Origin of the sequence: Pseudomonas sp. CYM-20-01, assembly GCF_023169845.1 — a bacterium.
Classification (GTDB): domain Bacteria; phylum Pseudomonadota; class Gammaproteobacteria; order Pseudomonadales; family Pseudomonadaceae; genus Aquipseudomonas; species Aquipseudomonas azotoformans.
In genome coordinates, this window is the sequence record NZ_AP025169.1 from 1,101,641 (window position 1) to 1,124,676 (window position 23,036).

Genomic DNA, 23,036 nt, shown 5'->3' on the forward strand with positions numbered 1-23,036 from the left:
TTATGCAGCTGGTTCGAGGTCTCCACAACCTGCGCCCCGAGCATCGGGGCTGCGTCGCCACTATTGGCAACTTTGACGGTGTTCACCGTGGCCACCAGGCTATCCTGGCCAGGCTGCGCGAACGTGCGGTCGAGTTGGGCGTGCCCAGCTGCGTGGTGATTTTCGAGCCGCAGCCACGGGAATACTTTACGCCCGAGACTGCGCCGGCACGCCTGGCCCGTCTGCGTGACAAGTTGCAACTGCTGGCGGAAGAAGGCGTTGACCGCGTCCTCTGCCTGGCTTTCAACCAGCGTTTGCAAAGCCTGAGCGCTGCCGAGTTCGTCGACCGCATCCTGGTTGATGGCCTGGGCGTACAGCACCTGGAGGTCGGTGACGACTTCCGCTTCGGTTGCGACCGGGTCGGGGATTTCGATTTCCTGCAACAGGCCGGCGTCAGCCAGGGTTTTACCGTCGAAGCCGCGCAAACCGTCGAGCTGGACGGCCTGCGCGTGAGCAGTACCCAGGTGCGTAATGCCCTGGCGGCTGCCGACTTCGCCTTGGCCGAGCGTTTGCTCGGTCGCCCGTTCCGCATTGCCGGGCGGGTCCTGCACGGCCAGAAGCTGGCGCGCCAATTGGGCACGCCAACCGCCAACGTGCAACTCAAGCGCCGTCGTGTGCCGCTGACCGGGGTTTACCTGGTGAGCGTCGACATCGACGGCCAATCGTGGCCGGGAGTCGCCAACATAGGCGTCAGGCCCACGGTTGCAGGTGATGGCAAGGCCCACCTGGAAGTACATCTGCTGGATTTTGCCGGTGATCTGTATGACCGGCGTTTGACGGTGGTTTTCCACCAGAAGCTGCGTGAAGAGCAGCGTTTCGCCTCCCTTGAGGCGTTGAAAACGGCGATCAATGCGGATGTCGCCGCCGCCCGTGCACTAGCCGCACCTAGCGCCCATCGCTAACCGAAGAGCCTTAAATGACCGACTATAAAGCCACGTTAAACCTTCCGGACACCGCCTTCCCAATGAAGGCCGGCCTGCCACAGCGCGAACCGCAGATCCTGCAGCGCTGGGACAGTATTGGCCTGTACGGAAAGTTGCGCGAGATTGGCAAGGATCGTCCGAAATTCGTCCTGCACGACGGCCCTCCTTATGCCAACGGCACGATTCACATCGGTCATGCGCTGAACAAGATTCTCAAGGACATGATCCTGCGCTCGAAAACCCTGTCGGGCTTCGACGCGCCTTATGTCCCGGGTTGGGACTGCCACGGCCTGCCGATCGAACACAAAGTCGAAGTGACCTACGGCAAGAACCTGGGCGCGGATAAAACCCGCGAACTGTGCCGTGCCTACGCCACCGAGCAGATCGAAGGGCAGAAGTCCGAGTTCATCCGCCTGGGCGTGCTGGGCGAGTGGGACAACCCGTACAAGACCATGAACTTCAAGAACGAGGCCGGTGAAATCCGCGCCTTGGCCGAAATCGTCAAGGGCGGTTTCGTGTTCAAGGGCCTCAAGCCCGTGAACTGGTGCTTCGACTGCGGTTCGGCCCTGGCCGAAGCGGAAGTCGAGTACGAAGACAAGAAGTCCTCGACCATCGACGTGGCCTTCCCGGTCGCCGACGACGCCAAGCTGGCCGAGGCCTTCGGCCTGGCAAGCCTGGGCAAGCCGGCTGCCATCGTGATCTGGACCACCACGCCGTGGACCATCCCGGCCAACCAGGCGCTGAACGTGCACCCGGAATTCACCTACGCCCTGGTGGACATCGGTGACCGCCTGCTGGTGCTGGCCGAAGAAATGGTCGAAGCCTGCCTGGCCCGCTACGAGCTGCAAGGTTCGGTGATCGCCACCACCACCGGCTCCGCGCTGGAACTGATCAATTTCCGCCACCCGTTCTATGACCGTCTGTCGCCGGTATACTTGGCTGACTACGTCGAACTGGGTTCGGGTACCGGCATCGTGCACTGCTCGCCGGCCTACGGCGTGGACGACTTCGTCATCTGCAAGAAGTACGGCCTGGTCAACGACGACATCATCAACCCGGTGCAAAGCAACGGCGTCTACGTGCCTTCGCTGGAGTTCTTCGGCGGCCAGTTCATCTTCAAGGCCGACCAGCCGATCATCGACAAGCTGCGCGAAGTCGGTGCGCTGATGCAGACCGCGACCATCCAGCACAGCTACATGCACTGCTGGCGCCACAAGACCCCGCTGATCTATCGTGCCACTGCGCAGTGGTTCATCGGCATGGACAAAGAACCGACCAGCGGCGACACCCTGCGTGTCCGCTCGCTCAAAGCCATCGAAGACACCAAGTTCGTCCCGGCCTGGGGCCAGGCGCGCCTGCACTCGATGATCGCAAACCGCCCTGACTGGTGCATCTCGCGCCAGCGTAACTGGGGCGTGCCGATCCCGTTCTTCCTGAACAAGGAAAGCGGCGAGCTGCACCCACGTACCGTCGAACTGATGGAACAAGTGGCCCAGCGTGTCGAACAGGAAGGCATCGAAGCCTGGTTCAAGCTGGACGCTGCCGAGTTGCTGGGCGATGAAGCGCCGCAGTACGACAAGATCAGCGACACCCTCGACGTGTGGTTCGACTCGGGCACTACGCACTGGCACGTGCTGCGCGGCTCGCACCCGATGGGTCACGAAACCGGCCCGCGTGCCGACCTGTACCTGGAAGGCTCGGACCAACACCGTGGCTGGTTCCACTCGTCGTTGCTGACCGGTTGCGCCATCGACAACCACGCGCCGTACCGCGAACTGCTGACCCACGGCTTCACCGTCGACGAGACAGGCCGCAAGATGTCCAAGTCGCTGAAGAACGTGATCGAGCCGAAAAAGATCAACGACACCCTGGGCGCCGACATCATGCGTCTGTGGGTCGCGTCGACCGACTACTCGGGTGAAATCGCCGTGTCGGACCAGATCCTGGCTCGCAGCGCCGATGCCTACCGTCGTATCCGTAATACCGCGCGCTTCCTGCTGTCGAACCTGACCGGTTTCAACCCGGCCACCGACCTCCTGCCGGCCGAGGACATGCTCGCGCTGGACCGTTGGGCCGTGGACCGTACCCTGTTGCTGCAACGCGAGTTGCAGGAAAACTACGGCGAATACCGTTTCTGGAACGTCTATTCGAAGATCCACAACTTCTGCGTGCAGGAGTTGGGTGGTTTCTACCTCGACATCATCAAGGACCGCCAGTACACCACCGGCACCAACAGCAAGGCGCGCCGTTCGGCGCAGACCGCGCTGTATCACATCAGCGAAGCGCTGGTGCGCTGGATCGCACCGATCCTGGCGTTCACCGCCGACGAACTGTGGGAATACCTGCCGGGCGAGCGCAACGAATCTGTGATGCTCAACACCTGGTACGACGGCCTGACCGAACTGCCGGCCGGCTTCGAACTGGGCCGCGAGTACTGGGAAGGCGTGATGGCCGTGAAGGTTGCGGTGAACAAGGAGCTGGAAGTACAGCGTGCGGCCAAGGCCGTCGGTGGCAACCTGCAAGCCGAGGTCACCCTGTTTGCCGAAGACGGTCTCACCGCCGACCTGGCCAAGCTGAGCAACGAACTGCGCTTCGTGCTGATCACTTCTACCGCGAGCCTGGCGCCATTCGCCCAGGCCCCGGCGGACGCGGTTGCCACCGAAGTGCCGGGCCTCAAGCTCAAAGTGGTCAAGTCGGCCTTCCCTAAGTGCGCCCGTTGCTGGCACTGTCGTGAAGACGTTGGCGTGAACCCCGAGCATCCGGAAATCTGCGGTCGTTGCGTCGACAACATCTCGGGTGCTGGCGAGGTTCGCCACTATGCCTAACGCCAGTCGTTTCGGACGTCTGGGCTGGCTCGTACTGAGTGTGCTGGTCCTGGTCATCGACCAGGTCAGCAAGGCTCATTTCGAAGGCTCCTTGCAGATGTTCCAGCAGATCGTGGTGATCCCGGATTACTTCAGCTGGACCCTGGCCTACAACACCGGCGCCGCCTTCAGCTTCCTGGCTGACAGCGGTGGCTGGCAGCGCTGGCTGTTCGCCCTGATTGCCGTGGTGGTCAGCGCAGTGTTGGTAGTGTGGCTCAAGCGCCTGGGTCGCGATGACACCTGGCTGGCCATCGCCTTGGCCCTGGTGTTGGGCGGCGCGCTGGGCAACCTGTACGACCGCATTGCCCTGGGCCATGTGATCGACTTCATTCTGGTGCATTGGCAGAACCGCTGGTATTTCCCGGCGTTCAACTTTGCCGACAGTGCCATCACCGTCGGTGCAATCATGCTGGCGTTGGACATGTTCAAAAGCAAGAAAACCGGAGAGACCGTCAATGACTGATCAGGTATTGGCTGAGCAACGCATCGGCCAGAACACGGAAGTCACTTTGCATTTCGCACTGCGCCTGGAGAATGGCGACACGGTCGACAGCACGTTCGACAAAGCCCCGGCCACCTTCAAGGTCGGCGACGGCAACCTGCTGCCGGGTTTCGAAGCGGCCCTGTTCGGCTTCAAGGCCGGCGACAAGCGTACCCTGCAGATCCTGCCGGAAAACGCCTTTGGCCAGCCCAACCCGCAAAACGTACAGATCATCCCGCGTTCGCAGTTCCAGGACATGGACCTGTCGGAAGGCCTGCTGGTGATCTTCAACGATGCGGCGAATACCGAACTGCCGGGTGTGGTGAAAACCTTCGATGACGCGCAAGTGACCATCGACTTCAACCACCCGTTGGCCGGTAAAACCTTGACCTTTGACGTTGAAATCATCGACGTTAAAGCGCTCTGATCAACAACACACAATTAAATGTGTGAAGTGGGCTTGTGTGGGAGGGGGCTTGCCCCCGATAGCGGTGGAACAGTCAGGGGTTTGTTTACTGACCCACCGCCATCGGGGGCAAGTCGAATCGTCGCACCGCCCCTCCCTCCTTTGATCTTCATTTTCGGTTGGGTTAGCGTCACACCAGACCCAAATAGCTGCAAGACACGAGGCACAGCATGCAAATCAAACTCGCCAACCCCCGTGGCTTCTGCGCCGGTGTGGACCGGGCGATCGAAATCGTCAACCGCGCCCTGGAAGTCTTCGGGCCGCCGATTTACGTGCGTCATGAAGTCGTCCACAACAAATTCGTGGTCGAAGACCTGCGCGCACGCGGCGCCATCTTTGTCGAAGAGCTCGACCAGGTGCCGGACGATGTGATCGTCATCTTCAGCGCCCACGGTGTTTCCCAGGCGGTGCGTACCGAAGCGGCAGGCCGCGGCCTGAAAGTCTTCGATGCTACCTGCCCACTGGTCACCAAGGTGCACATCGAAGTCGCGCGCTACAGCCGTGATGGTCGCGAGTGCATCCTGATCGGCCACGCCGGCCACCCGGAAGTCGAAGGCACCATGGGTCAGTACGACGCCAGCAATGGCGGGGCGATTTACTTGGTGGAAGACGAAAAAGACGTCGCCAACCTGCAGGTACAGAATCCCGAGCGCCTGGCATTCGTGACCCAGACCACCCTGTCCATGGACGACACCAGCCGCGTGATCGACGCGCTGCGCAGTCGCTTCCCGGCCATTGGCGGCCCGCGCAAGGACGACATCTGCTACGCCACCCAGAACCGCCAGGACGCGGTCAAGCAACTGGCAGACGAATGCGATGTGGTCCTGGTAGTCGGCAGCCCCAACAGTTCCAACTCCAACCGCTTGCGTGAGTTGGCTGAGCGCATGGCGACGCCAGCGTACCTGATCGACGGTGCCGAAGACATGCAGCGTAGCTGGTTCGATGGCGTCGAGCGTATTGGTATCACGGCGGGTGCTTCGGCCCCGGAAGTGCTGGTGCGCGGTGTTATCCAGCAGTTGCACGCCTGGGGCGCCACCGGTGCCGATGAACTGGCTGGCCGCGAAGAGAACATCACGTTCTCCATGCCCAAGGAACTGCGGGTTCGCTCGCTGCTGTAAAAAACCGGCGTGCCGGATCAACTCCGGCACAATGCCTGCTCGGCACGCTCGCTGCGCAGGCTGATGCGCCCGCTGGGTGCCAGCACTACCTGATACAGGCTCTGCGCCTGGTCCGCGGCACACACATGCACGGTGCCGGCACGGAAGCCTCCCCCTGAAAAGATGGGCTCACCCAGCCCGCTGAAGCGCACCTGGTTCTTGAGCGGCCCATTGCCCACGATCGGCGCTTGCCTGCTGGCCTGGTGCTCCAACAGCACCGGGTTGTCATCGTCCAGGGGGCCGCGCCCGCTGATGTCCACGATGACCCGCCACCCCAGGCCCCAATCATCCCTCAGTGCGTGAATGACCACCGCCCGGTTGCGTGCGATGGCTTCGGTGCGTGCATAACGCAGGCCTTGCGTCAAGGACTGTGCTGCGCTCTGTCGCTGCTGTGACTCCAGCAGGCTCTTGAAACTCGGCACCGCCAGGTTGGCCAGAATGCCGCTCACGATCAGCCCCAGCAGCAGTTCGATCAAGGTGAACCCTCGTTGTTGCATGTGCCATCCCTCCGTGGATTTGGGTGTAGTCCTAGTTATAGCGTCCCGTCTGTGGTGCGGATGATGGCCTTCATGTCCAAAGTATTTCCCTTTGTTCCGGTTGCAGCGCAGGTGAAAAACCGGCGCTAGTCTTGGGCCGCACAGCAGGGTTTACCTGCTCTTTTTCGGACCTCGACACGGATGACGACGGTAATGCTTGCCTGCACGAACACCTGTTTGCCCAACGCCTTATCCCGCTACCAAGCCGGTACGACACTGATCGAAGTGCTGGTCGCGGTGTTGATTCTCACCATTGGCCTGCTGGGTGCGGCGGTGATCCAACTCAATGCGCTCAAGTACACCGACAGTTCCAGGATGACCAGCCAGGCCAGTTTCATTGCCTACGACTTGCTCGACCGGATCCGTGCCAATTCTGCTGCCGACTACACGTGGGGCCGGGCCGAGCGTGCCTTGGCCGGCAATGTTGCCGCCAGTGCGCGCGACCTGGACTTGCATGATTTCGAGGCCAACATTCTCGGTTTTGCCGGGGAGAGCGCCAAAGGCTCGGTGTCGATCAGTGGCGGCGAGGTGACGGTCAGAATCAGTTGGGATGACAGTCGAGGTACAGGCAGGCCGGGTGCCCGGGAAACCTTCACCCTGACCAGTCGCATCCGCGATGAACCGGGAGTGGCGCAATGAGGTGTCTTGTTCGAGGTTTCAGCCTGGTGGAGGTGCTGCTAGCGTTGGCGATGGGGCTGGTACTGGTGCTCTGGGCCAGCCAGGTGGCAATTCAGTCCAGGGCTACTCATGCCAGCCAGCAGGCCGCGCTGTTGATGCAGGATGATGCGCGGTTTGTGCTGGGCAAGCTGCTCCAGGATATCCGTCAGGCGGGCATGTTCGGCTGTCTGGCGACAGCGTTTATCGACAACGCCCCGCCCGCTTTTGACCGGCCTGTCGCTTGGCGTGTCGGAGGCGGATCAACCTCGCTGACGCTGGTGACCGCGGAGGTCGCCGTTGGAAGCGGCACGCCTGACTGGACTGTATTGTCCGATTGCACAGGCAGCGCCCACGCCTACGCGGGAAGCGCCCCGGCATCGGCACCCGGGCAAATCCGTTTTGCGTTACGCCAAGTTACCTACACCTTCGAAGCAGGGCAGTTGAAAGTCAGTACGCCTGCATCACCCGCCAAGGCGGTATTGGTGGATAACGTGAAGGCATTCGATATCAGTTTCGGCGTGTCCGCCAAACCTGCGTCAACGGAAGTGGTGCGCTACGACGCCGGCCCGGCCGACGAATCCTTGATACGCAGTGTGCGCATTGTGATGACGCTGCAAGACCCTACCGCCCGGGTGAAAGATCAAACCTACAGCGTCGTGGCGGCGCTGCGGAACCGACTGGGGTAGGGCTGCCATGATGCATTTAGAGCGTTTTCGTCTGCGACAGGCGGGCATGGTGCTGCTGGTCAGCCTGGTGTTGCTGCTGCTGTTATCGCTGATCGGCTTATCCTCGATGCAGGCTGCGCTCACTCAGCAAAAGATTGCCGGTAGTTTCTGGCACCGTAATCAGTCGCTGCAAAGTGCCGAGAGTGGCTTGAGATTGGGAGAACTCCTTGTAAGGCGGGCGTCCGCAGGCTTGACGTTGTGTCAGTCAATTGCCACCTGCGTGCCGCCCGCTGAAGCGTTTTCGGTTGTGGGCTCCGGAACCCACCCTGTCTCGGGCATCAAGTGGGTCGCTCTCAAAGGCGGGGTTTACGGCATTCAGTTCCTGGGCCCTGCGGTTGGGCTGACACATTTACCGGCACAAACCACGGCTGCGGTGTATCGAGTGACGGCAGTCGGGCTGCACGGGCAATTGCGCACGGTGCTGGAGAGTACCTATGCGCGGGTAGAAGAGGAGGGTGGCTCGCGGTTTCGGCGAGTGGCATGGCGACAACTTCAATAAGGAGTAGTGGAATGGGCATGGACAGCCAGGGTTTTACCCTGATCGAGTTACTGATCGCCGTGGTGATCATTGCGGTTCTGGCCGGGATTGCTTACCCCAGTTACACCGGCCATCTGAAAAAAGTCTATCGCGCTGAAATCGTTGCGCTGTTGACCGAGCAAGCACAGTACCTGGAGCGCTTTTATGCGAGAAACGGCAGTTTTATTGATGCAGCCGGCCTCAGTGCAGGCAATGATCGCTATAGAATCACCGCTGCATTGAACCCTCAGGACTTCCAACTGGTGGCCACACCGGTCGCCGACTCGGTGATGGCTGGCGATCCTTGCGGGGATTTCGGCCTGACCGGCGCGGGCACGCGGACCAACCCGGGCGCTGCGCCGCAGATGTCGCGCAAGCTGTGCTGGGGGCAATGATGAGGGTGCTGGATGATTGGGCGCCGGGTGCGCTTGTTCCTATTTATCGGCTGGATCAAATGATGGCAGAGCAACAGCAGGTAGTGATTGTCGGTGGCGGAGTCATCGGCTTGTTGACGGCGTTCAACCTCGCGACCCAAGGGCAGGCGGTGGTGTTGCTGGAGCGTGCTGGATTGGGACAGGAATCCTCCTGGGCCGGCGGCGGCATCGTTTCGCCCCTGTATCCGTGGCGCTACAGCCCGGCGGTCACGGCCCTGGCTCATTGGTCCCAGGATTTTTATCCACAGCTGGCGCAGCGTCTGTTCGCTGCGACGGGCGTTGATCCGGAGGTTCACACCACGGGCTTGTACTGGCTCGATCTGGATGACGAAGCCGAAGCCCTTTCTTGGGCCGCGCGTGAAGGCCGTCCCTTGAGCAAAGTGGACGTGTCGGCCGCCCATGACGCCGTTCCGGTGCTGGGCGGCGGTTATTCCCAGGCGATCTACATGGCCAACGTTGCCAATGTGCGAAACCCGCGCCTGGTCAAATCGCTCAAGGCGGCGCTGCTGGCGCTGCCCGGCGTGACCATTCATGAACAGTGTGAAGTGACTGGTTTTGTTCTGGATGCGGGTAATGTCGTGGGCGTGAACACAGCTGATGGGTCGATCTACGGCGATCAGGTCGTACTGGCCGCCGGCGCCTGGAGCGGTGAGCTGCTCGGCACGTTGGGCCTGTCGCTGCCGGTCGAGCCGGTCAAAGGCCAGATGATTCTGTACAAATGCGCTTCGGACTTCCTGTCGAGCATGGTATTAGCCAAGGGGCGTTACGCGATCCCTCGGCGGGACGGGCACATCCTGATCGGCAGTACCCTGGAACATGAAGGTTTCGACAAGACCCCCACCGAAACCGCGCTGGAAAGCCTCAAGGCATCAGCGGTGGAGTTGATTCCCGCCCTGGCGGACGCCGAGGTGGTCGGACATTGGGCCGGTCTGCGCCCTGGTTCGCCCGAAGGCATTCCCTACATCGGTCGTGTGCCGGACTTCAATGGCCTGTGGCTCAACTGCGGGCATTACCGCAACGGCCTGGTGCTTGCGCCGGCGTCCTGCCAATTGTTTGCTGACTTGCTACTGGCGCGCGCACCGATCATCGACCCGGCGCCGTATGCGCCGGAAGGTCGGCTCAACGCTGGATAGATTTTGGCCCTTGCTCCAGGTGCGCCTGGGTGCAATACCACTCCTGGCGAGAGCTCAGGGCGCGATCCTGCGGCAGATGCACGCCGCAGTGGGCGCAGCGCACCATCAGGGCCGCGTCAGGCTCGCTGGCACGATGCTGCCTGGCGGCTGGGCTTTTGAATTTGCGCCAGAACCATACTGCGGCGGCAATGACGGCAATCCAGAACAGTAGACGAAGCATGATGGGCAGTTTCTCGACAAGGAATGCGCCAGTTTAGCCAAGGACGTGCCAGGCGCACAGCGCAATAATACCGCCCACAAAAAAGGAGCCTCGCAAGGCTCCTTCTTGATGACGCCGGTGCAATCAGTCAAATACACCGAAGGTCATGTAGCTGAACCACGAGCGGTCCTGGTTGTTGCCTAGGGCCTGCGGTGCTTCTTCTTCGATCACGTCGCCGTTTTCATCATGCGGCTTGAGGTCCGAAGGGATGGCGTCCTTGGCGTCCTGGTACTGCTTGATGACGTCCTGGTTGGCGCGGGTTTCGCCCGGCGGCAGCGGTGGACGGGACTCGATCAGGCCCAAGGTGTACTTGCTCAGCCACGAACGGTTGTCCGCTTCGGCCACCTGAGGCACGAACTGGCCGTCTTTCAGGCTTGGGTGGTCCGGGTAGTTGAGCTTCAGGGTTTCCAGGCTGGTGCTGGCCAGTTCGTCCAGGTGCAGGCGCTGGTAAGCCTCGGTCATCACGGCCAGGCCATCCCCCACGGAAGGGGTTTCCTGGAAGTTTTCCACAACATAGCGGCCACGGTTGGCTGCGGCCACGTATGCCTGACGGGTCAGGTAGTAGTGGGCCACGTGGATCTCGTAGGACGCCAGCAGGTTGCGCAGGTAGATCATGCGCTGCTTGGCGTCCGGCGCGTACCGGCTGTTGGGGTAGCGGCTGGTCAACTGGGCGAACTCGTTATAGGAGTCGCGGGCAGCGCCCGGGTCACGCTTGGTCATGTCCAGCGGCAGGAAGCGCGCCAGCAGGCCGACGTCCTGGTCGAACGAGGTCAGGCCCTTCATGTAGTAGGCGTAGTCGACGTTCGGGTGCTGCGGGTGCAGGCGGATAAAACGCTCGGCGGCGGACTTGGCGGCTTCCGGCTCGGCGTTCTTGTAGTTGGCGTAGATCAGCTCGAGCTGGGCCTGGTCGGCATAACGCCCGAACGGATAGCGCGACTCCAGGGCCTTCAGCTTCGCTGTGGCGCTGGTGTAGCTATTATTGTCCAAGTCTTTCTGAGCCAGTTGGTACAACTCGACTTCGCTCAGGTTTTCGTCGACGACTTCCTTTGTTGACGAGCAAGCAGCAGTCATGGCGAGGATGGCGATCAGCAGCAGGTGTTTCACTTGCATGGCGGCTTGCGTCCCTATGACGGCCGCTGTCTTGGGCGGGGCCGTCCTGTTATGATGAGCGCCCCGTTGAAAGCCTCGGGGCAAAAGACGCCGTATTTAACCACAAGCGCGCAGCCGAAACCAAAGGCTGTGCCACGCCTAGTCTGAGCATGTCCGATAAAATTGAACTTCGCGCAGAGGTGCCGTCCGAATTGGGCGGCCAACGCCTCGATCAAGTCGCCGCACAATTATTCGCTGAGCACTCGCGCTCGCGCCTTTCCGCCTGGATCAAAGACGGCCGCCTGACTGTGGATGGAGCGGTTATCCGCCCGCGAGACATAGTCCATGGCGGTGCGATTCTTGAGCTGACTGCCGAGCAGGAAGCCCAGGGAGAATGGGTCGCCCAGGACATCGAGCTGGATATCGTCTACGAAGACGACGACATCCTGGTCATCAACAAACCCGCAGGCCTGGTGGTTCACCCGGCAGCCGGGCACGCTGATGGCACCCTGCTCAATGCCTTGTTGCACCATGTGCCGGACATCATCAATGTGCCACGCTGCGGCATCGTGCACCGCCTGGACAAGGACACCACCGGTCTGATGGTGGTGGCCAAGACCATTCAGGCGCAGACGCAACTGGTTACACAGTTGCAGAGCCGCAGCGTCAGCCGGATCTACGAATGCATCGTGATTGGTGTGGTGGTAGCCGGCGGCAAGATCAACGCCCCGATCGGTCGTCACGGCCAGCAACGCCAGCGCATGGCGGTGATGGAAGGTGGCAAGCAGGCCGTCAGCCATTACCGAGTACTCGAACGTTTCCGCTCCCACACCCACGTGCGGGTCAAGCTCGAAACCGGCCGTACTCACCAGATTCGCGTGCACATGGCACACATCAACTTCCCGTTGGTCGGTGATCCGGCCTACGGCGGTCGCTTCCGCATTCCACCGGCGGCGAGCCAGACCATGGTTGAATCGCTGAAAAACTTCCCGCGCCAGGCATTGCATGCACGCTTCCTGGAACTGGATCATCCGACGAGCGGTAAGCGGATGAGCTGGGAATCGCCTCTGCCGGACGATCTGGTCTGGTTGTTGACGCTGCTCAAGCAGGATCGCGAGGCGTTTGTCGGATGAGTGACTGGCTGATACCTGACTGGCCCGCGCCGGCTCAGGTGAAAGCCTGCGTCACCACTCGAGCGGGCGGCGTCAGTCTGGCGCCGTTCGACAGCTTCAACCTGGGCGATCATGTTGAGGATAATCTTGACGCGGTCCTCGAAAACCGCCGCCGTCTTACCGGCGCGTTCAATATTCAGTCTGCCTGGTTGCGCCAAGTCCACGGGGTAACTGTGGTCGAGGCTGACCCGTCACGCATTGCCGAAGCTGATGGCAGCTGGACCAGCACCCCTGGCATCGCCTGCACCTCAATGACCGCCGATTGCCTGCCCGCGTTGTTCTGCAACCGCGCTGGCACCCGCGTGGCTGCAGCCCATGCTGGCTGGCGCGGCCTGGCGGCGGGGGTGCTGGAAGCGGCTTTCGAAAGCCTCGGCGCCGAACCTGAAGACGTGCTGGTCTGGCTCGGCCCGGCGATTGGCCCACAAGCCTTCGAAGTCGGCCCGGAAGTACGCGAAGCCTTCATGCAGCCGTTGCCGCTCACTGCCGAAGCGTTCGTGCCGAGCCACAACCCAGGCAAGTTCATGGCCGACATCTATAAGCTCGCGCGCCTGCGCCTCGCTGCGCGCGGCGTTAATGCTATCTATGGTGGCGGGTACTGTACGGTGACCGACCCGCGCTTCTTTTCCTACCGGCGCAGCCCCCGCACCGGACGTTTTGCCTCCCTTGTGTGGCTTGAACGCTAGACTCCCTTGATCTGGGTCAAACCCGGTCCATATCCGCCATCGCGTGCTTGAATCTTCCAGAATCCACCCCATCTATAAGGGTATCTGGCAGGTTTCTTCATTCAGGATGTTTTATAGCTCCGGCCTGCTCAAAAGGAAGGTGACTAATGCGTATTGATCGTTTAACCAGCAAATTACAGTTGGCATTGTCTGACTCTCAATCCTTGGCGGTGGGCCTCGACCACCCGGCCATCGAGCCTGCGCACTTGATGCAGGCGCTCCTGGAACAGCAAGGTGGTTCTATCAAGCCCTTGCTGATGCAGGTGGGCTTTGACGTCAACAGCCTGCGCAAGGAACTGAGCAAAGAGCTCGACCAGCTGCCGAAAATCCAAAACCCGACCGGCGACGTGAATATGTCCCAGGACCTGGCGCGCCTGCTCAACCAGGCGGACCGTCTGGCCCAGCAGAAGGGCGACCAGTTCATCTCCAGTGAGCTGGTGCTGCTCGCCGCCATGGACGAGAACAGCAAGCTCGGCAAGTTGTTGCTCGGTCAAGGCGTGAGCAAGAAAGCCCTGGAAAACGCCATCAACAACCTGCGTGGCGGCGACGCGGTGAACGACCCCAACCATGAGGAGTCGCGCCAGGCCCTGGATAAATACACCGTCGACCTGACCAAGCGCGCCGAAGAGGGCAAGCTTGATCCGGTGATTGGCCGTGACGATGAAATCCGTCGCACCATCCAGGTCCTGCAGCGTCGCACCAAGAACAACCCGGTGCTCATCGGTGAGCCCGGCGTGGGTAAAACCGCGATTGCCGAAGGTTTGGCCCAGCGCATCATCAATGGTGAAGTGCCGGATGGCCTTAAAGGCAAGCGCCTGCTGTCCCTGGACATGGGGTCTTTGATCGCCGGTGCCAAGTTCCGTGGCGAGTTCGAGGAGCGCCTGAAATCCCTGCTTAATGAGCTGTCGAAGCAGGAAGGGCAGATCATTCTGTTTATCGACGAACTGCACACCATGGTCGGCGCCGGTAAAGGCGAGGGCTCCATGGATGCCGGCAACATGCTCAAGCCGGCCCTGGCGCGGGGTGAGTTGCACTGCGTCGGTGCTACCACGCTCAACGAATATCGCCAGTACATAGAAAAGGACGCGGCCCTTGAGCGTCGTTTCCAGAAAGTACTGGTGGAAGAGCCGAGCGAAGAAGACACCATCGCAATCCTGCGCGGCCTGAAAGAGCGTTATGAGGTCCACCACAAGGTGGCGATCACCGACGGTGCGATTATTGCGGCGGCCAAGTTGAGCCATCGCTATATCACCGACCGTCAGTTGCCCGACAAGGCCATTGACCTGATCGACGAAGCGGCCAGCCGCATCCGCATGGAGATCGACTCCAAGCCGGAAGTGCTCGATCGCCTGGATCGACGCCTGATTCAACTGAAAGTTGAGTCCCAGGCCCTGAAGAAAGAAGAAGACGACGCGGCGAAGAAACGCCTGGAAAAACTCCAGGAGGAAATCGTCCGCCTGGAACGCGAGTATTCGGACCTGGAAGAAATCTGGACCTCGGAAAAAGCCGAAGTGCAGGGCTCTGCGCAGATCCAGCAAAAGATCGAGCAGTCGCGCCAGGAACTGGAAGCGGCACGCCGTAAAGGTGACCTGAACCGCATGGCCGAGTTGCAGTACGGGGTGATCCCGGATCTGGAGCGCAGCCTGCAGATGGTCGACCAGCACGGCAAGCCTGAGAACCAACTGCTGCGCAGCAAGGTGACCGAGGAAGAAATTGCCGAAGTCGTCTCGAAGTGGACCGGGATTCCCGTGTCGAAAATGCTCGAAGGCGAGCGCGACAAGCTGCTGAAGATGGAAAGCCTGTTGCACCAACGCGTGATCGGCCAGGAAGAGGCCGTGGTGGCGGTGTCCAACGCGGTACGGCGTTCGCGGGCTGGGTTGTCCGACCCGAACCGTCCGAGTGGCTCGTTCATGTTCCTCGGCCCGACCGGCGTGGGTAAGACCGAGCTGTGCAAGGCCCTGGCCGAGTTCCTCTTCGATACCGAAGAGGCCATGGTGCGGATCGATATGTCCGAATTCATGGAGAAACACTCGGTGGCTCGCTTGATCGGTGCTCCACCAGGCTACGTGGGCTACGAGGAGGGCGGTTACCTGACCGAAGCCGTGCGCCGTAAGCCCTACTCGGTGATCCTGCTGGATGAGGTCGAGAAGGCGCATCCGGATGTGTTCAACATCCTGTTGCAGGTGCTGGAAGACGGCCGACTGACGGACAGTCACGGGCGTACCGTGGATTTCCGTAATACGGTGATCGTGATGACCTCCAACCTGGGCTCGGCGCAGATCCAGGAGCTGGTGGGTGATCGTGAAGCGCAACGTGCGGCTGTCATGGATGCACTGACTTCGCACTTCCGCCCGGAATTCATCAACCGGGTCGACGAAGTGGTGATCTTCGAGCCGTTGGCGCGGGATCAGATCGCAGGCATTACCGAGATCCAGCTGGGTCGCCTGCGTGGCCGTCTGGCGGAGCGCGAGTTGTCCCTGGACCTGAGCCAGGAGGCGTTGGACAAGCTGATCGCGGTGGGTTACGACCCGGTGTATGGCGCACGGCCTTTGAAGCGTGCGATCCAGCGCTGGATCGAGAACCCGCTGGCCCAGCTCATCCTGTCGGGCAGCTTCATGCCGGGCACCAGCGTCGAGGCGACCGTGGAAAACGACGAGATCGTCTTCCACTAAGCCCAAAGGGCAAAGCAAAAATGAAAGGCCCCGCATTGCGGGGCCTTTTTTTTCGATAGGGCGTTGAACTGTAAGGCAAAGGCTTGTAAAGTGCGCCCCGCAGCAACGTCAGCCCACGGGTTTCTTCTCCCCAAGAAGAAATCAGAAACAAGCGCAAATCATTGTCTTAAAAGCAATTTAAAGGGTTGACAGGGGTTTTTAAGATTGTAGAATAGCGCGCCTCAGAGACATGAACGTAGCGATACGAACAAGTCGAAGAGAAGGTAGTAAGCAGTAACGTAGTACTTTGAAATATGTAGTTCCGTGATAGCTCAGTCGGTAGAGCAAATGACTGTTAATCATTGGGTCCCAGGTTCGAGTCCTGGTCACGGAGCCAATTTCAATATCGGGGTATAGCGCAGTCCGGTAGCGCGCCTGCTTTGGGAGCAGGATGTCGGGAGTTCGAATCCCCCTACCCCGACCATATTTGGGTCGTTAGCTCAGTTGGTAGAGCAGTTGGCTTTTAACCAATTGGTCGTAGGTTCGAATCCCACACGACCCACCATTTTTGAGACCAGTTAACACTGGAATCGAATCTTAAGATCAGAGGCCAAAAGCACTGATCGAAGAAGGCGACTGAAAGGTCGCCTTTTTTTTACCGGGGTATAGCGCAGTCCGGTAGCGCGCCTGCTTTGGGAGCAGGATGTCAGGAGTTCGAATCCCCTTACCCCGACCATATTAAAAATCCTCGTATCGAAAGATACGGGGATTTTTTTTGTGCGTGAAAAACTCAAGTCCGGTGAAAATCGAATGTGGGAGGGGGCTTGCCCCCGATGGCAGTGTGTCAGTCGACAAATCAATGACTGCTTCACCGCAATCGGGGGCAAGCCCCCTCCCACATTTATTGAGTGGCCTCAGGGGCCGAGTTGTCAGTGAAGTTTGAGTCGCGGCTCGGTGCCACGGCCAATCTTGCTGCCCAGCATCAGCATCGCCGTACGGAAGAACCCATACAGCGCCATCTGGTGCATGCGATACAGCGACACGTAGAACATCCGCGCCAGCCAGCCTTCCAGCATCACGCTGCCGGTGAGGTTGCCCATCAAGTTACCCACCGCCGAGAACCGCGACAGCGAGATCAACGAGCCGTAGTCGGTGTATTTGTAAGAAGGCAGGTCCTTGCCTTCGATACGCAGCTTCAGCGACTTGGCCAGCAACGAGGCCTGCTGGTGAGCCGCCTGGGCCCGTGGGGGGACGTTGCGGTCGGTGCCCGGTTGTGGGCAGGCGGCGCAGTCGCCGAAGGCGAAGATGTTCTCGTCGCGGGTGGTTTGCAGCGTCGGCAATACCTGCAGTTGGTTGATGCGGTTGGTTTCCAGACCATCGATGTCCTTGAGGAAGCCCGGCGCGCGAATGCCGGCGGCCCATACCTTGAGGCTGGCCGGGATCACTTGGCCACTGCTGGTGATCAGCGCATCGGCCGTCACTTCGCTGACCGCCGAGTTGGTCAGTACCGTCACTCCAAGCTTCTCCAGGGTTTTATGCACAGGCCCGCCGATACGCTCCGGCAGGGCCGGCAGTACACGTGGGCCGGCTTCGATCAGGGTGATGTGCATGTTTTCCGGCTTGATACGGTCCAGGCCATAGGCCGCCAGCTCGTGGGCGGCGTTATGCAGCTCGGCGGCCAGCTCGACCCCGGTAGCGCCAGCGCCGACGATGGCGACGCTGATTTTTTCCACCACGTCAGTCTGCCCGGCATGGGCGCGCAGGTAGTGGTTGAGCAACTGCTGGTGGAAGCGTTCGGCCTGCTTGCGGGTGTCGAGGAACAGGCAGTGCTGCGCCGCACCTTCGGTGCCGAAGTCGTTGGTGGTGCTGCCGACCGCAATCACCAGGCTGTCATAGCCCAGCACGCGCGCGGGCACCAGTTCACGGCCTTCTTCGTCGAGGGTGGCGGCCAGCTGGATCTTCTTCTGTTCACGATCAAGCCCGCTCATGCGCCCCAGTTGGAACTCGAAGTGGTTCCATTTGGCCTGGGCGACATAATTGAGTTCGTCTTCCGAAGAGTTCAACGAGCCGGCCGCCACTTCGTGCAGCAGTGGCTTCCAGATATGGGTCAGGTTGGTGTCCACCAGCGTGATGCTGGCAGTGCCGCGCTTGCCTAGAGTCTTACCCAGGCGGGTAGCCAACTCCAGGCCGCCGGCGCCGCCGCCGACGATAATAATACGATGGGTCATGGGGATATCTCGCAAGGCTAAAAGAAATCGGAGCAGTTACCCCCGCGAGCGCCAGGCAGCTCATAGCGTCAGGTAACTCAAAAGGCGACTCAGCAAGCCGAGGCCGATCACCACGGCAAGCACCACGCCGAGGAGCAGCCACGGCCGGAAAGGCTTGCGCTCGACTCGGTTCTGGGAGAGTTGCAGGTACTCTTCGACATGCTGTTGGTCATCGGGGTTCAGGCGGCTGGTCATAAAGGCCTCGTCAGGTAGACGTTGCAAAAGGGCGCCACGTTACAGTCCGGGGGCTCAGAGGCTGATACCCACGTCGAACACTATGCTGCGGCCCAGGTTGTTGCGCAAGAAATCCGGTGCGTCCGGGTGAGCGAACAGCACCCGTGCAAAGGTCGGCCCTACCAGGGACAGCGAGCGCCAACCCTGGCGCAGGTATTCGGTAGGCGGAGGAAAATGGCTGTTGAGGTCGAGCACTTCGCGCTTGAGGCTGGTGAAGGCGACGATATCCAGCTCACCCAGGTCCATCCCGCGTTCTTTATAGTTGTGCGCCTTCTTGCGCAGCGTGGGCGCCAGGCGCAGCAGAAACTCGTGGGCCGGGATCCGTCGCGGCTTGGCTTCGCGTCGTACCAGTTGGCTCAGGGAAAACGCACTGCGCCGGCGCAGCAACTCGTCGCGCCATTCGTCATTCAGGCGACGGCCCTCGTCCAGCACGAAAAACACCTCGAAGCTTGCGTCGCGAAACAGCACGTCCGGCGGCTCTTGCCCGGCGGCGTGGAACTCTTCGGCACGGTAGGGCACGTTCAAGCCTTGCAGCAGACGCTGGCAGACCCAACGCTCACGCTCCCATTTGCGGGCATTGGACAGGAACGCGTTGGCTTGTTCGGCCGCTACGGTGAGCAGGCGCAAGTAATCTGAGTCATCCATAGCTAGCAGCTTAGCGCCCAAATGATGACCGCAGGAAGTACCCCTGTGAAACGTCGGTGTAGACTGATCATCCGACTCAATTCGACCCGGGGATTATCGCCGTGATCAGTGCCGCCCTGTTGGCGCCGACAAGCATGGGCATCGGCTGGCTCCTGTACGCGCCAGTGGTACTGTGGGCGATCCTGCGTTCGCCGTGGGTCGAGTTGTTCGCCGACCGGCGCCGCCAGCATTTGCTGTTCGGCACCGTGTTCGCGTTGTTCATGCTGTGGCTGGTGCGGCGGGATTTTGATACCGGCGTGTCCTACCACTTCATCGGCATGACGGCGGTGACCCTGTTACTGGACTGGCCCCTGGCAATCGTCGGCGGTTTTGCCGCCCAATTGGGCTTGATGCTGTTGGGGCGCCAGGACCTCGCTGCCCTGGGCGTCAATGGCCTGTTGCTTATCGGGCTGCCGGTGCTGGTCACTGAAGCCTGCGCGCTGCTGGTCGAGCGTGCGCAACCGCGCAATCCCTTTGTGTATATCTTCTGTTCCGGTTTTTTCGCGGCAGCCCTGTCGGCACTGTTCTGCCTGCTGTTTGGGCTGGGGCTGTTGTGGTTCGACGGGCGTTTCGCCATGCCGGAATGGCTGGCGGATTTTGTCGGCTACCTGTGGCTGATCATCTTCCCCGAGGCCTTTATCAACGGCATGGTCATCAGTGCCCTGGTGGTGTTTTGCCCTGAATGGCTGGAGACCTTCAACCGCACGCGCTACCTCTCGGCGCCTTGGAAGGACGACGATTCGCAGCGTTGACCTGGATCAAATCCCGCGTCGACGAGCAGGCCCATGCTCTGCGAAATTTTTCCGGGAGCGCGGATCATGAGTGTGTACGAATGGGCACGGCAGGAGTTACGCAGAAGCCAGGACGCGGCACAGGAGATCGGTTTTGACCCAGGACTGACTTTGCGCGCCATGCTCAGCGCGGTGGTGCAACAGAGCAAAGGCGTGCGCAGTTTCGAAGACTTGGCCGACGAGCTGCAATACCTCGCAGAAAACCTCGACGACCAGCAGGAATATGCCTTTATGCGCCCTTAATGGCGCGGCGGCAGGTCTTCGGAAAACAGCTCGTCTTCGGCATCCGGCGCCACGGGGATCTTGTGTTCTTCAGCGGCCCAGGCGCCCAGGTCGATGAGTTTGCAGCGGTCCGAACAGAACGGCCGGTTGAGGTTGGTCGCTTTCCATTCCACGGGTGCGCCGCAGGTTGGGCAGTCGACGGTCAAGGGTTGGCTCATGATCGGCCTCCACGCAAAGTAAGGTAAAAGTGGTGCAGTCGCTCGACCTCGCTGTGCAGCCAGGCAAGGTCCTGGTCATTGACCAGTACGTCATCGGCATGTTTCAGGCGGTCTTCGCGGCTCGATTGGGCCTTGAGGATCGCCTGCACCTGTTGTTCGTTGATGCCGTCGCGCTGCAGGGTACGCTGAATCTGCAGCGATTGCGGCACATCGATCACCAGGATGCGCTGGGTCATGCTGTACTGGCCGGACTCGATCAGCAGTGGCGACACCAGGATCGCGTAAGGTGACGTCGCGCGCGCCAGGTGGCTGCGGATCTCCTCGCCAATCAACGGGTGCAGCAGGGCTTCGAGCCAGCGCCGCTCTTCGGGTACTTCAAAGATCAGCTTGCGCAATGCGGCGCGGTCCAACTGGCCGTCTGGCTGCAGCACGCCGGCACCGAAATGCTCGGCGATGTGCGCCAATGCTGGCCGACCAGGCTCTACCACCCAGCGGGCGGCGTGATCGGCGTCCACCAGGTCGATACCCAGGTCGATAAAGTGCTGGGCCGCCGCGCTTTTGCCGCTGCCGATGCCGCCGGTAAGGCCGAGAATCCAGGGTGTTGCAACACGAGTGGTCATCTGAAACCGACAGACTGCAAATAGAAGTCGGTTATTTGACCACCCCAGAGCAATGCAATCCAGCCGGCAATCGCCAGATACGGACCAAATGGCATCGGTGCCGACGCCTGGGACTTGCGCAGGCGCATCAGGATCAAGCCGGCGAATACCCCGACCAGTGACGACATCAACAGCGTCATCGGCAGGATCTGCCAGCCACCCCAGGCGCCTAGCAGCGCCAGCAACTTGAAGTCGCCGTGGCCCATGCCGTCCTTGCCGGTGACCAGCTTGAATAGCCAGAACACGCTCCACAGGCTCATGTATCCGATCACGGCGCCCCACAGGGCGTCGGCCAATGTCGTCAGCAGGCCGAAACTGTTGACGATCAGTCCCAGCCACAGCAGTGGCATTACCAGCACATCCGGCAGCAGTTGATGGTCGGCGTCGATCAGGCTCATCGCCAACAATCCCCAGCTCAGCACCATCACCGTTCCCGCCTGCCAGCCAAAGCCGAAATGCCAGGCCACCCAGGCCGAGATCAAAGCGCATGCCAGTTCCGTGAGGGGGTAGCGGATGCTGATCGCCCCTTGGCAATGCGCGCAGCGGCCGCGCAGAAACAGGTAGCTGAGCAGCGGGATATTTTCCCATGGGCGTATGGGATGGTTGCAGCGCGGGCAGCAGGAGTTGGGCTGCATCAGGTTGTAGGTCGGCCCGGCTGGTTCTGCGGGCAAGTCCAGCACTTCATGGGCCTGGGCGCGCCATTCCCGCTCGAGCATTTTCGGCAGGCGCCACACCAGCACGTTGAGAAAACTGCCGACGATCAGCCCCAGCACCGCCGCCATCGCCACAAACGCCCAGGGATGCTCCCCCAGCAGCAGGCTCAAAATGCGCTTCCCAGTTGGAATACCGGCAGGTACATGGCAATCACCAGCGCGCCGACGATGCCCCCCAGTACCACCATGATCAGAGGCTCCATCAGGCTGGTGAGGTGATCGACCAGGGTGTCCACATCGGCCTCGTAATGGTTGGCGACCTTCTCCAGCATGCGGTCAAGCGTGCCCGACTCTTCGCCGATGGCCGTCATCTGGATGGCCATGCCGGGAAACAGACCGCTGACGGCCATCGATTGATTCAGTTGCATGCCAGTGGATACATCGTGTCGCATATGCTCGATTGCCTGTCTGAACGGCCCAGAACCGGCGGCCCCGGCCACCGAGTCCAGCGCCTGCACCAACGGAACACCGGCGGCGAAGGTAGTGGACAGCGTGCGGGCGTAGCGGGCCACGGCCGATTTTCTCAGCAGTTTGCCTGCCACGGGCGCTTTCAACAAACCGGCATCCAGCCACAGCCGAAAAGCCGGTAAGGCATGGTAGGCGTGGCGCAACCCAAAACCTGCGGCAAGCAGGCCCAGTGCCACGCCCCACCAGGCTCGCTGCATGAACTCGGACAAAGCGATCACCTGCAAGGTGAAGCCGGGCAGTTTGCCGTCGACTCCGGCGAACAGGCTTTGGAACTGCGGTACTACGTGGACCAGCAGCACGCCGGTGACCAGGCTGGCGACCATCAGCACGGTGATCGGATAGGTCATGGCTTTTTTGATCCTGGCCTTTAACTGCTCGCTCTTTTCCCGATGAATCGCTACGCGCTCCAGCAAGGTTTCAAGAGCACCGGCCTGTTCGCCGGCTGCTACCAGGTTGCAATACAACTCATCGAAATAGCGTGGATGCTTGCGCAACGTGTCGGCAAGGCTGGTGCCTGCGGCGATGGACTGTTTCAACCGCTCTGTCAGTTCACGCAGCGTGCGGTTGTCAAAGCCTTCGCCGATGATGTCGAAGGCTTGCAGCAGAGGAATCCCGGCCTTCAGCAAGGTGGCCAGTTGGCGCGTGAGCAGGGTGATATCCGCCGATTTGATAGATGGCTTGAGGCCCGCTAGAACTGGAGAATGCTTGCGTACAAGCCCTGGGCTGATGCCTTGCCGGCGCAGCTGAGCCTTGACCAGGGCTGGGTTGTGCCCGGCGCTGTGCCCGGACACCCTGCGCCCTTTGCGGTTGATGCCTTCCCAGGCGTAGATCGTTGAAGCGTTGTCCATGTCACCGTTCCGCACAGAGGTCGTTGAAGATTTATAGCTTAGTCAGGTGACGGATTCGGGCAGGCGGGCGGTGGTGGATAAAATGTCAGAATGTGCGTCTTGTGCGC

At 60.8% G+C, this 23,036-nt stretch carries 24 protein-coding genes, 4 tRNA genes and 1 pseudogene; 19 read left to right on the forward strand and 10 right to left on the reverse strand.

The genetic code is table 11. From position 1 onward, the window contains the following. Nucleotides 1–2: 2 nt before the first annotated feature. The 5 genes from ribF (at nucleotide 3) to ispH (ending at nucleotide 5,891) form a co-directional block, all read left to right on the forward strand. Nucleotides 3–941 carry a bifunctional riboflavin kinase/FAD synthetase gene (ribF, locus tag M2497_RS04800; protein WP_071494209.1) on the forward strand — a complete coding sequence of 313 codons (939 nt, stop codon included), beginning with the start codon at nucleotides 3–5 and terminating at the stop codon, nucleotides 939–941. A 14-nt stretch (nucleotides 942–955) separates the two neighbouring features. Beyond that, entirely contained in the window at nucleotides 956–3,787 is a 2,832-nt protein-coding gene (gene ileS, locus M2497_RS04805; RefSeq protein ID WP_248486062.1) for an isoleucine--tRNA ligase, read from the forward strand. Further along, on the forward strand, nucleotides 3,780–4,289 hold the full coding sequence (gene lspA, locus M2497_RS04810; protein ID WP_071494207.1) for a signal peptidase II: 510 nt from the start codon (nucleotides 3,780–3,782) through the stop codon (nucleotides 4,287–4,289). The genes ileS and lspA overlap by 8 nt, the downstream gene beginning before the upstream one ends. A 7-nt stretch (nucleotides 4,290–4,296) precedes the next feature. Next, entirely contained in the window at nucleotides 4,297–4,734 is a 438-nt protein-coding gene (gene fkpB, locus M2497_RS04815; RefSeq protein ID WP_010213263.1) for an FKBP-type peptidyl-prolyl cis-trans isomerase, read from the forward strand. A gap of 209 nt (nucleotides 4,735–4,943) precedes the next feature. After that, entirely contained in the window at nucleotides 4,944–5,891 is a 948-nt protein-coding gene (ispH, locus tag M2497_RS04820) for a 4-hydroxy-3-methylbut-2-enyl diphosphate reductase (RefSeq protein WP_012722142.1), read from the forward strand. Here ispH and M2497_RS04825 read toward each other — a convergent pair. Then, nucleotides 5,845–6,427, reverse strand: a pseudogene (locus M2497_RS04825) (GspH/FimT family pseudopilin). The gene ispH and the pseudogene M2497_RS04825 overlap by 47 nt on opposite strands. A gap of 192 nt (nucleotides 6,428–6,619) precedes the next feature. On the opposite strand from M2497_RS04825, the gene pilV reads away from it, so the two are divergent. The 5 genes from pilV to thiO all read left to right on the forward strand — a co-directional run bounded on the left by pilV (nucleotide 6,620) and on the right by thiO (nucleotide 9,932). After that, nucleotides 6,620–7,105 carry a type IV pilus modification protein PilV gene (gene pilV / locus M2497_RS04830; protein WP_248486065.1) on the forward strand — a complete coding sequence of 162 codons (486 nt, stop codon included), beginning with the start codon at nucleotides 6,620–6,622 and terminating at the stop codon, nucleotides 7,103–7,105. Further along, nucleotides 7,102–7,809: a prepilin-type N-terminal cleavage/methylation domain-containing protein gene (locus M2497_RS04835; protein WP_248486067.1), complete on the forward strand. Its 708-nt coding sequence runs from the start codon at nucleotides 7,102–7,104 to the stop codon at nucleotides 7,807–7,809. The genes pilV and M2497_RS04835 overlap by 4 nt, the downstream gene beginning before the upstream one ends. A 7-nt stretch (nucleotides 7,810–7,816) precedes the next feature. Continuing rightward, entirely contained in the window at nucleotides 7,817–8,347 is a 531-nt protein-coding gene (locus tag M2497_RS04840) for a PilX N-terminal domain-containing pilus assembly protein (RefSeq protein WP_248486069.1), read from the forward strand. 11 nt (nucleotides 8,348–8,358) lie between these two features. Next, nucleotides 8,359–8,760 carry a type IV pilin protein gene (locus tag M2497_RS04845; RefSeq protein WP_248486072.1) on the forward strand — a complete coding sequence of 134 codons (402 nt, stop codon included), beginning with the start codon at nucleotides 8,359–8,361 and terminating at the stop codon, nucleotides 8,758–8,760. Between the two features lie 62 nt (nucleotides 8,761–8,822). Continuing rightward, nucleotides 8,823–9,932: a glycine oxidase ThiO gene (gene thiO, locus M2497_RS04850; protein WP_248486074.1), complete on the forward strand. Its 1,110-nt coding sequence runs from the start codon at nucleotides 8,823–8,825 to the stop codon at nucleotides 9,930–9,932. Here thiO and M2497_RS04855 read toward each other — a convergent pair. Together M2497_RS04855 and M2497_RS04860 are read right to left on the reverse strand one after the other, a co-directional pair. Continuing rightward, on the reverse strand, nucleotides 9,919–10,152 hold the full coding sequence (locus M2497_RS04855) for a PP0621 family protein (protein WP_071494201.1): 234 nt from the start codon (nucleotides 10,150–10,152) through the stop codon (nucleotides 9,919–9,921). The genes thiO and M2497_RS04855 overlap by 14 nt on opposite strands. Before the next feature lie 123 nt (nucleotides 10,153–10,275). Further along, a complete protein-coding gene (locus M2497_RS04860; RefSeq protein ID WP_248486076.1) occupies nucleotides 10,276–11,301 on the reverse strand; it encodes an outer membrane protein assembly factor BamD in 1,026 nt (341 codons plus the stop codon). A 149-nt stretch (nucleotides 11,302–11,450) separates the two neighbouring features. Here M2497_RS04860 and rluD point away from each other — a divergent pair, with 149 nt between their 5' ends. The 7 genes from rluD to M2497_RS04895 all read left to right on the forward strand — a co-directional run bounded on the left by rluD (nucleotide 11,451) and on the right by M2497_RS04895 (nucleotide 16,561). Further along, nucleotides 11,451–12,413 carry a 23S rRNA pseudouridine(1911/1915/1917) synthase RluD gene (gene rluD, locus M2497_RS04865; RefSeq protein ID WP_058423068.1) on the forward strand — a complete coding sequence of 321 codons (963 nt, stop codon included), beginning with the start codon at nucleotides 11,451–11,453 and terminating at the stop codon, nucleotides 12,411–12,413. Further along, nucleotides 12,410–13,135 (forward strand): peptidoglycan editing factor PgeF, encoded by a 726-nt coding sequence (pgeF, locus tag M2497_RS04870; protein ID WP_248486078.1) that lies wholly within the window; start codon nucleotides 12,410–12,412, stop codon nucleotides 13,133–13,135. Before rluD ends, pgeF begins: the two co-directional genes overlap by 4 nt. A gap of 146 nt (nucleotides 13,136–13,281) precedes the next feature. Continuing rightward, nucleotides 13,282–15,846 carry an ATP-dependent chaperone ClpB gene (gene clpB / locus M2497_RS04875; protein ID WP_058423066.1) on the forward strand — a complete coding sequence of 855 codons (2,565 nt, stop codon included), beginning with the start codon at nucleotides 13,282–13,284 and terminating at the stop codon, nucleotides 15,844–15,846. 300 nt (nucleotides 15,847–16,146) lie between these two features. Then, nucleotides 16,147–16,222 (forward strand) — tRNA-Asn (locus tag M2497_RS04880). Nucleotides 16,223–16,232: 10 nt separating this feature from the next. Continuing rightward, nucleotides 16,233–16,309: transfer RNA gene (locus M2497_RS04885), tRNA-Pro, on the forward strand. A gap of 5 nt (nucleotides 16,310–16,314) precedes the next feature. Beyond that, nucleotides 16,315–16,390: transfer RNA gene (locus M2497_RS04890), tRNA-Lys, on the forward strand. Between the two features lie 94 nt (nucleotides 16,391–16,484). Beyond that, nucleotides 16,485–16,561, forward strand: a tRNA-Pro gene (locus M2497_RS04895). Between the two features lie 193 nt (nucleotides 16,562–16,754). On the opposite strand, the gene M2497_RS04900 is transcribed toward M2497_RS04895, so the two are convergent. Genes M2497_RS04900 through M2497_RS04910 form a run of 3 tightly spaced genes read right to left on the reverse strand, consistent with a single transcriptional unit; the run spans nucleotide 16,755 to nucleotide 18,971 of the window. Continuing rightward, nucleotides 16,755–18,053 (reverse strand): NAD(P)/FAD-dependent oxidoreductase, encoded by a 1,299-nt coding sequence (locus M2497_RS04900; RefSeq protein ID WP_248486080.1) that lies wholly within the window; start codon nucleotides 18,051–18,053, stop codon nucleotides 16,755–16,757. Nucleotides 18,054–18,113: 60 nt separating this feature from the next. Beyond that, nucleotides 18,114–18,287, reverse strand: coding sequence for a DUF3094 family protein (locus M2497_RS04905; RefSeq protein ID WP_046034083.1), 174 nt, complete (start codon nucleotides 18,285–18,287; stop codon nucleotides 18,114–18,116). A gap of 54 nt (nucleotides 18,288–18,341) precedes the next feature. Further along, a complete protein-coding gene (locus tag M2497_RS04910; RefSeq protein ID WP_010213242.1) occupies nucleotides 18,342–18,971 on the reverse strand; it encodes a DUF1780 domain-containing protein in 630 nt (209 codons plus the stop codon). A gap of 101 nt (nucleotides 18,972–19,072) precedes the next feature. Here M2497_RS04910 and M2497_RS04915 point away from each other — a divergent pair, with 101 nt between their 5' ends. Beyond that, on the forward strand, nucleotides 19,073–19,762 hold the full coding sequence (locus M2497_RS04915) for an energy-coupling factor ABC transporter permease (RefSeq protein ID WP_248486082.1): 690 nt from the start codon (nucleotides 19,073–19,075) through the stop codon (nucleotides 19,760–19,762). A 66-nt stretch (nucleotides 19,763–19,828) separates the two neighbouring features. After that, on the forward strand, nucleotides 19,829–20,044 hold the full coding sequence (locus M2497_RS04920; protein ID WP_003171680.1) for a hypothetical protein: 216 nt from the start codon (nucleotides 19,829–19,831) through the stop codon (nucleotides 20,042–20,044). Here M2497_RS04920 and yacG read toward each other — a convergent pair. The 4 genes from yacG to M2497_RS04940 are packed head-to-tail and all read right to left on the reverse strand — an operon-like array spanning nucleotide 20,041 to nucleotide 22,929. Continuing rightward, a complete protein-coding gene (gene yacG / locus M2497_RS04925) occupies nucleotides 20,041–20,241 on the reverse strand; it encodes a DNA gyrase inhibitor YacG (RefSeq protein WP_003188437.1) in 201 nt (66 codons plus the stop codon). The genes M2497_RS04920 and yacG overlap by 4 nt on opposite strands. Beyond that, nucleotides 20,238–20,861, reverse strand: a complete 624-nt coding sequence (gene coaE / locus M2497_RS04930; protein WP_248486083.1) for a dephospho-CoA kinase — start codon at nucleotides 20,859–20,861, stop codon at nucleotides 20,238–20,240. The genes yacG and coaE overlap by 4 nt, the downstream gene beginning before the upstream one ends. After that, entirely contained in the window at nucleotides 20,858–21,724 is an 867-nt protein-coding gene (locus M2497_RS04935) for an A24 family peptidase (protein ID WP_248486085.1), read from the reverse strand. The genes coaE and M2497_RS04935 overlap by 4 nt, the downstream gene beginning before the upstream one ends. After that, on the reverse strand, nucleotides 21,721–22,929 hold the full coding sequence (locus M2497_RS04940) for a type II secretion system F family protein (protein ID WP_248486087.1): 1,209 nt from the start codon (nucleotides 22,927–22,929) through the stop codon (nucleotides 21,721–21,723). The genes M2497_RS04935 and M2497_RS04940 overlap by 4 nt, the downstream gene beginning before the upstream one ends. Nucleotides 22,930–23,036 lie beyond the last annotated feature (107 nt).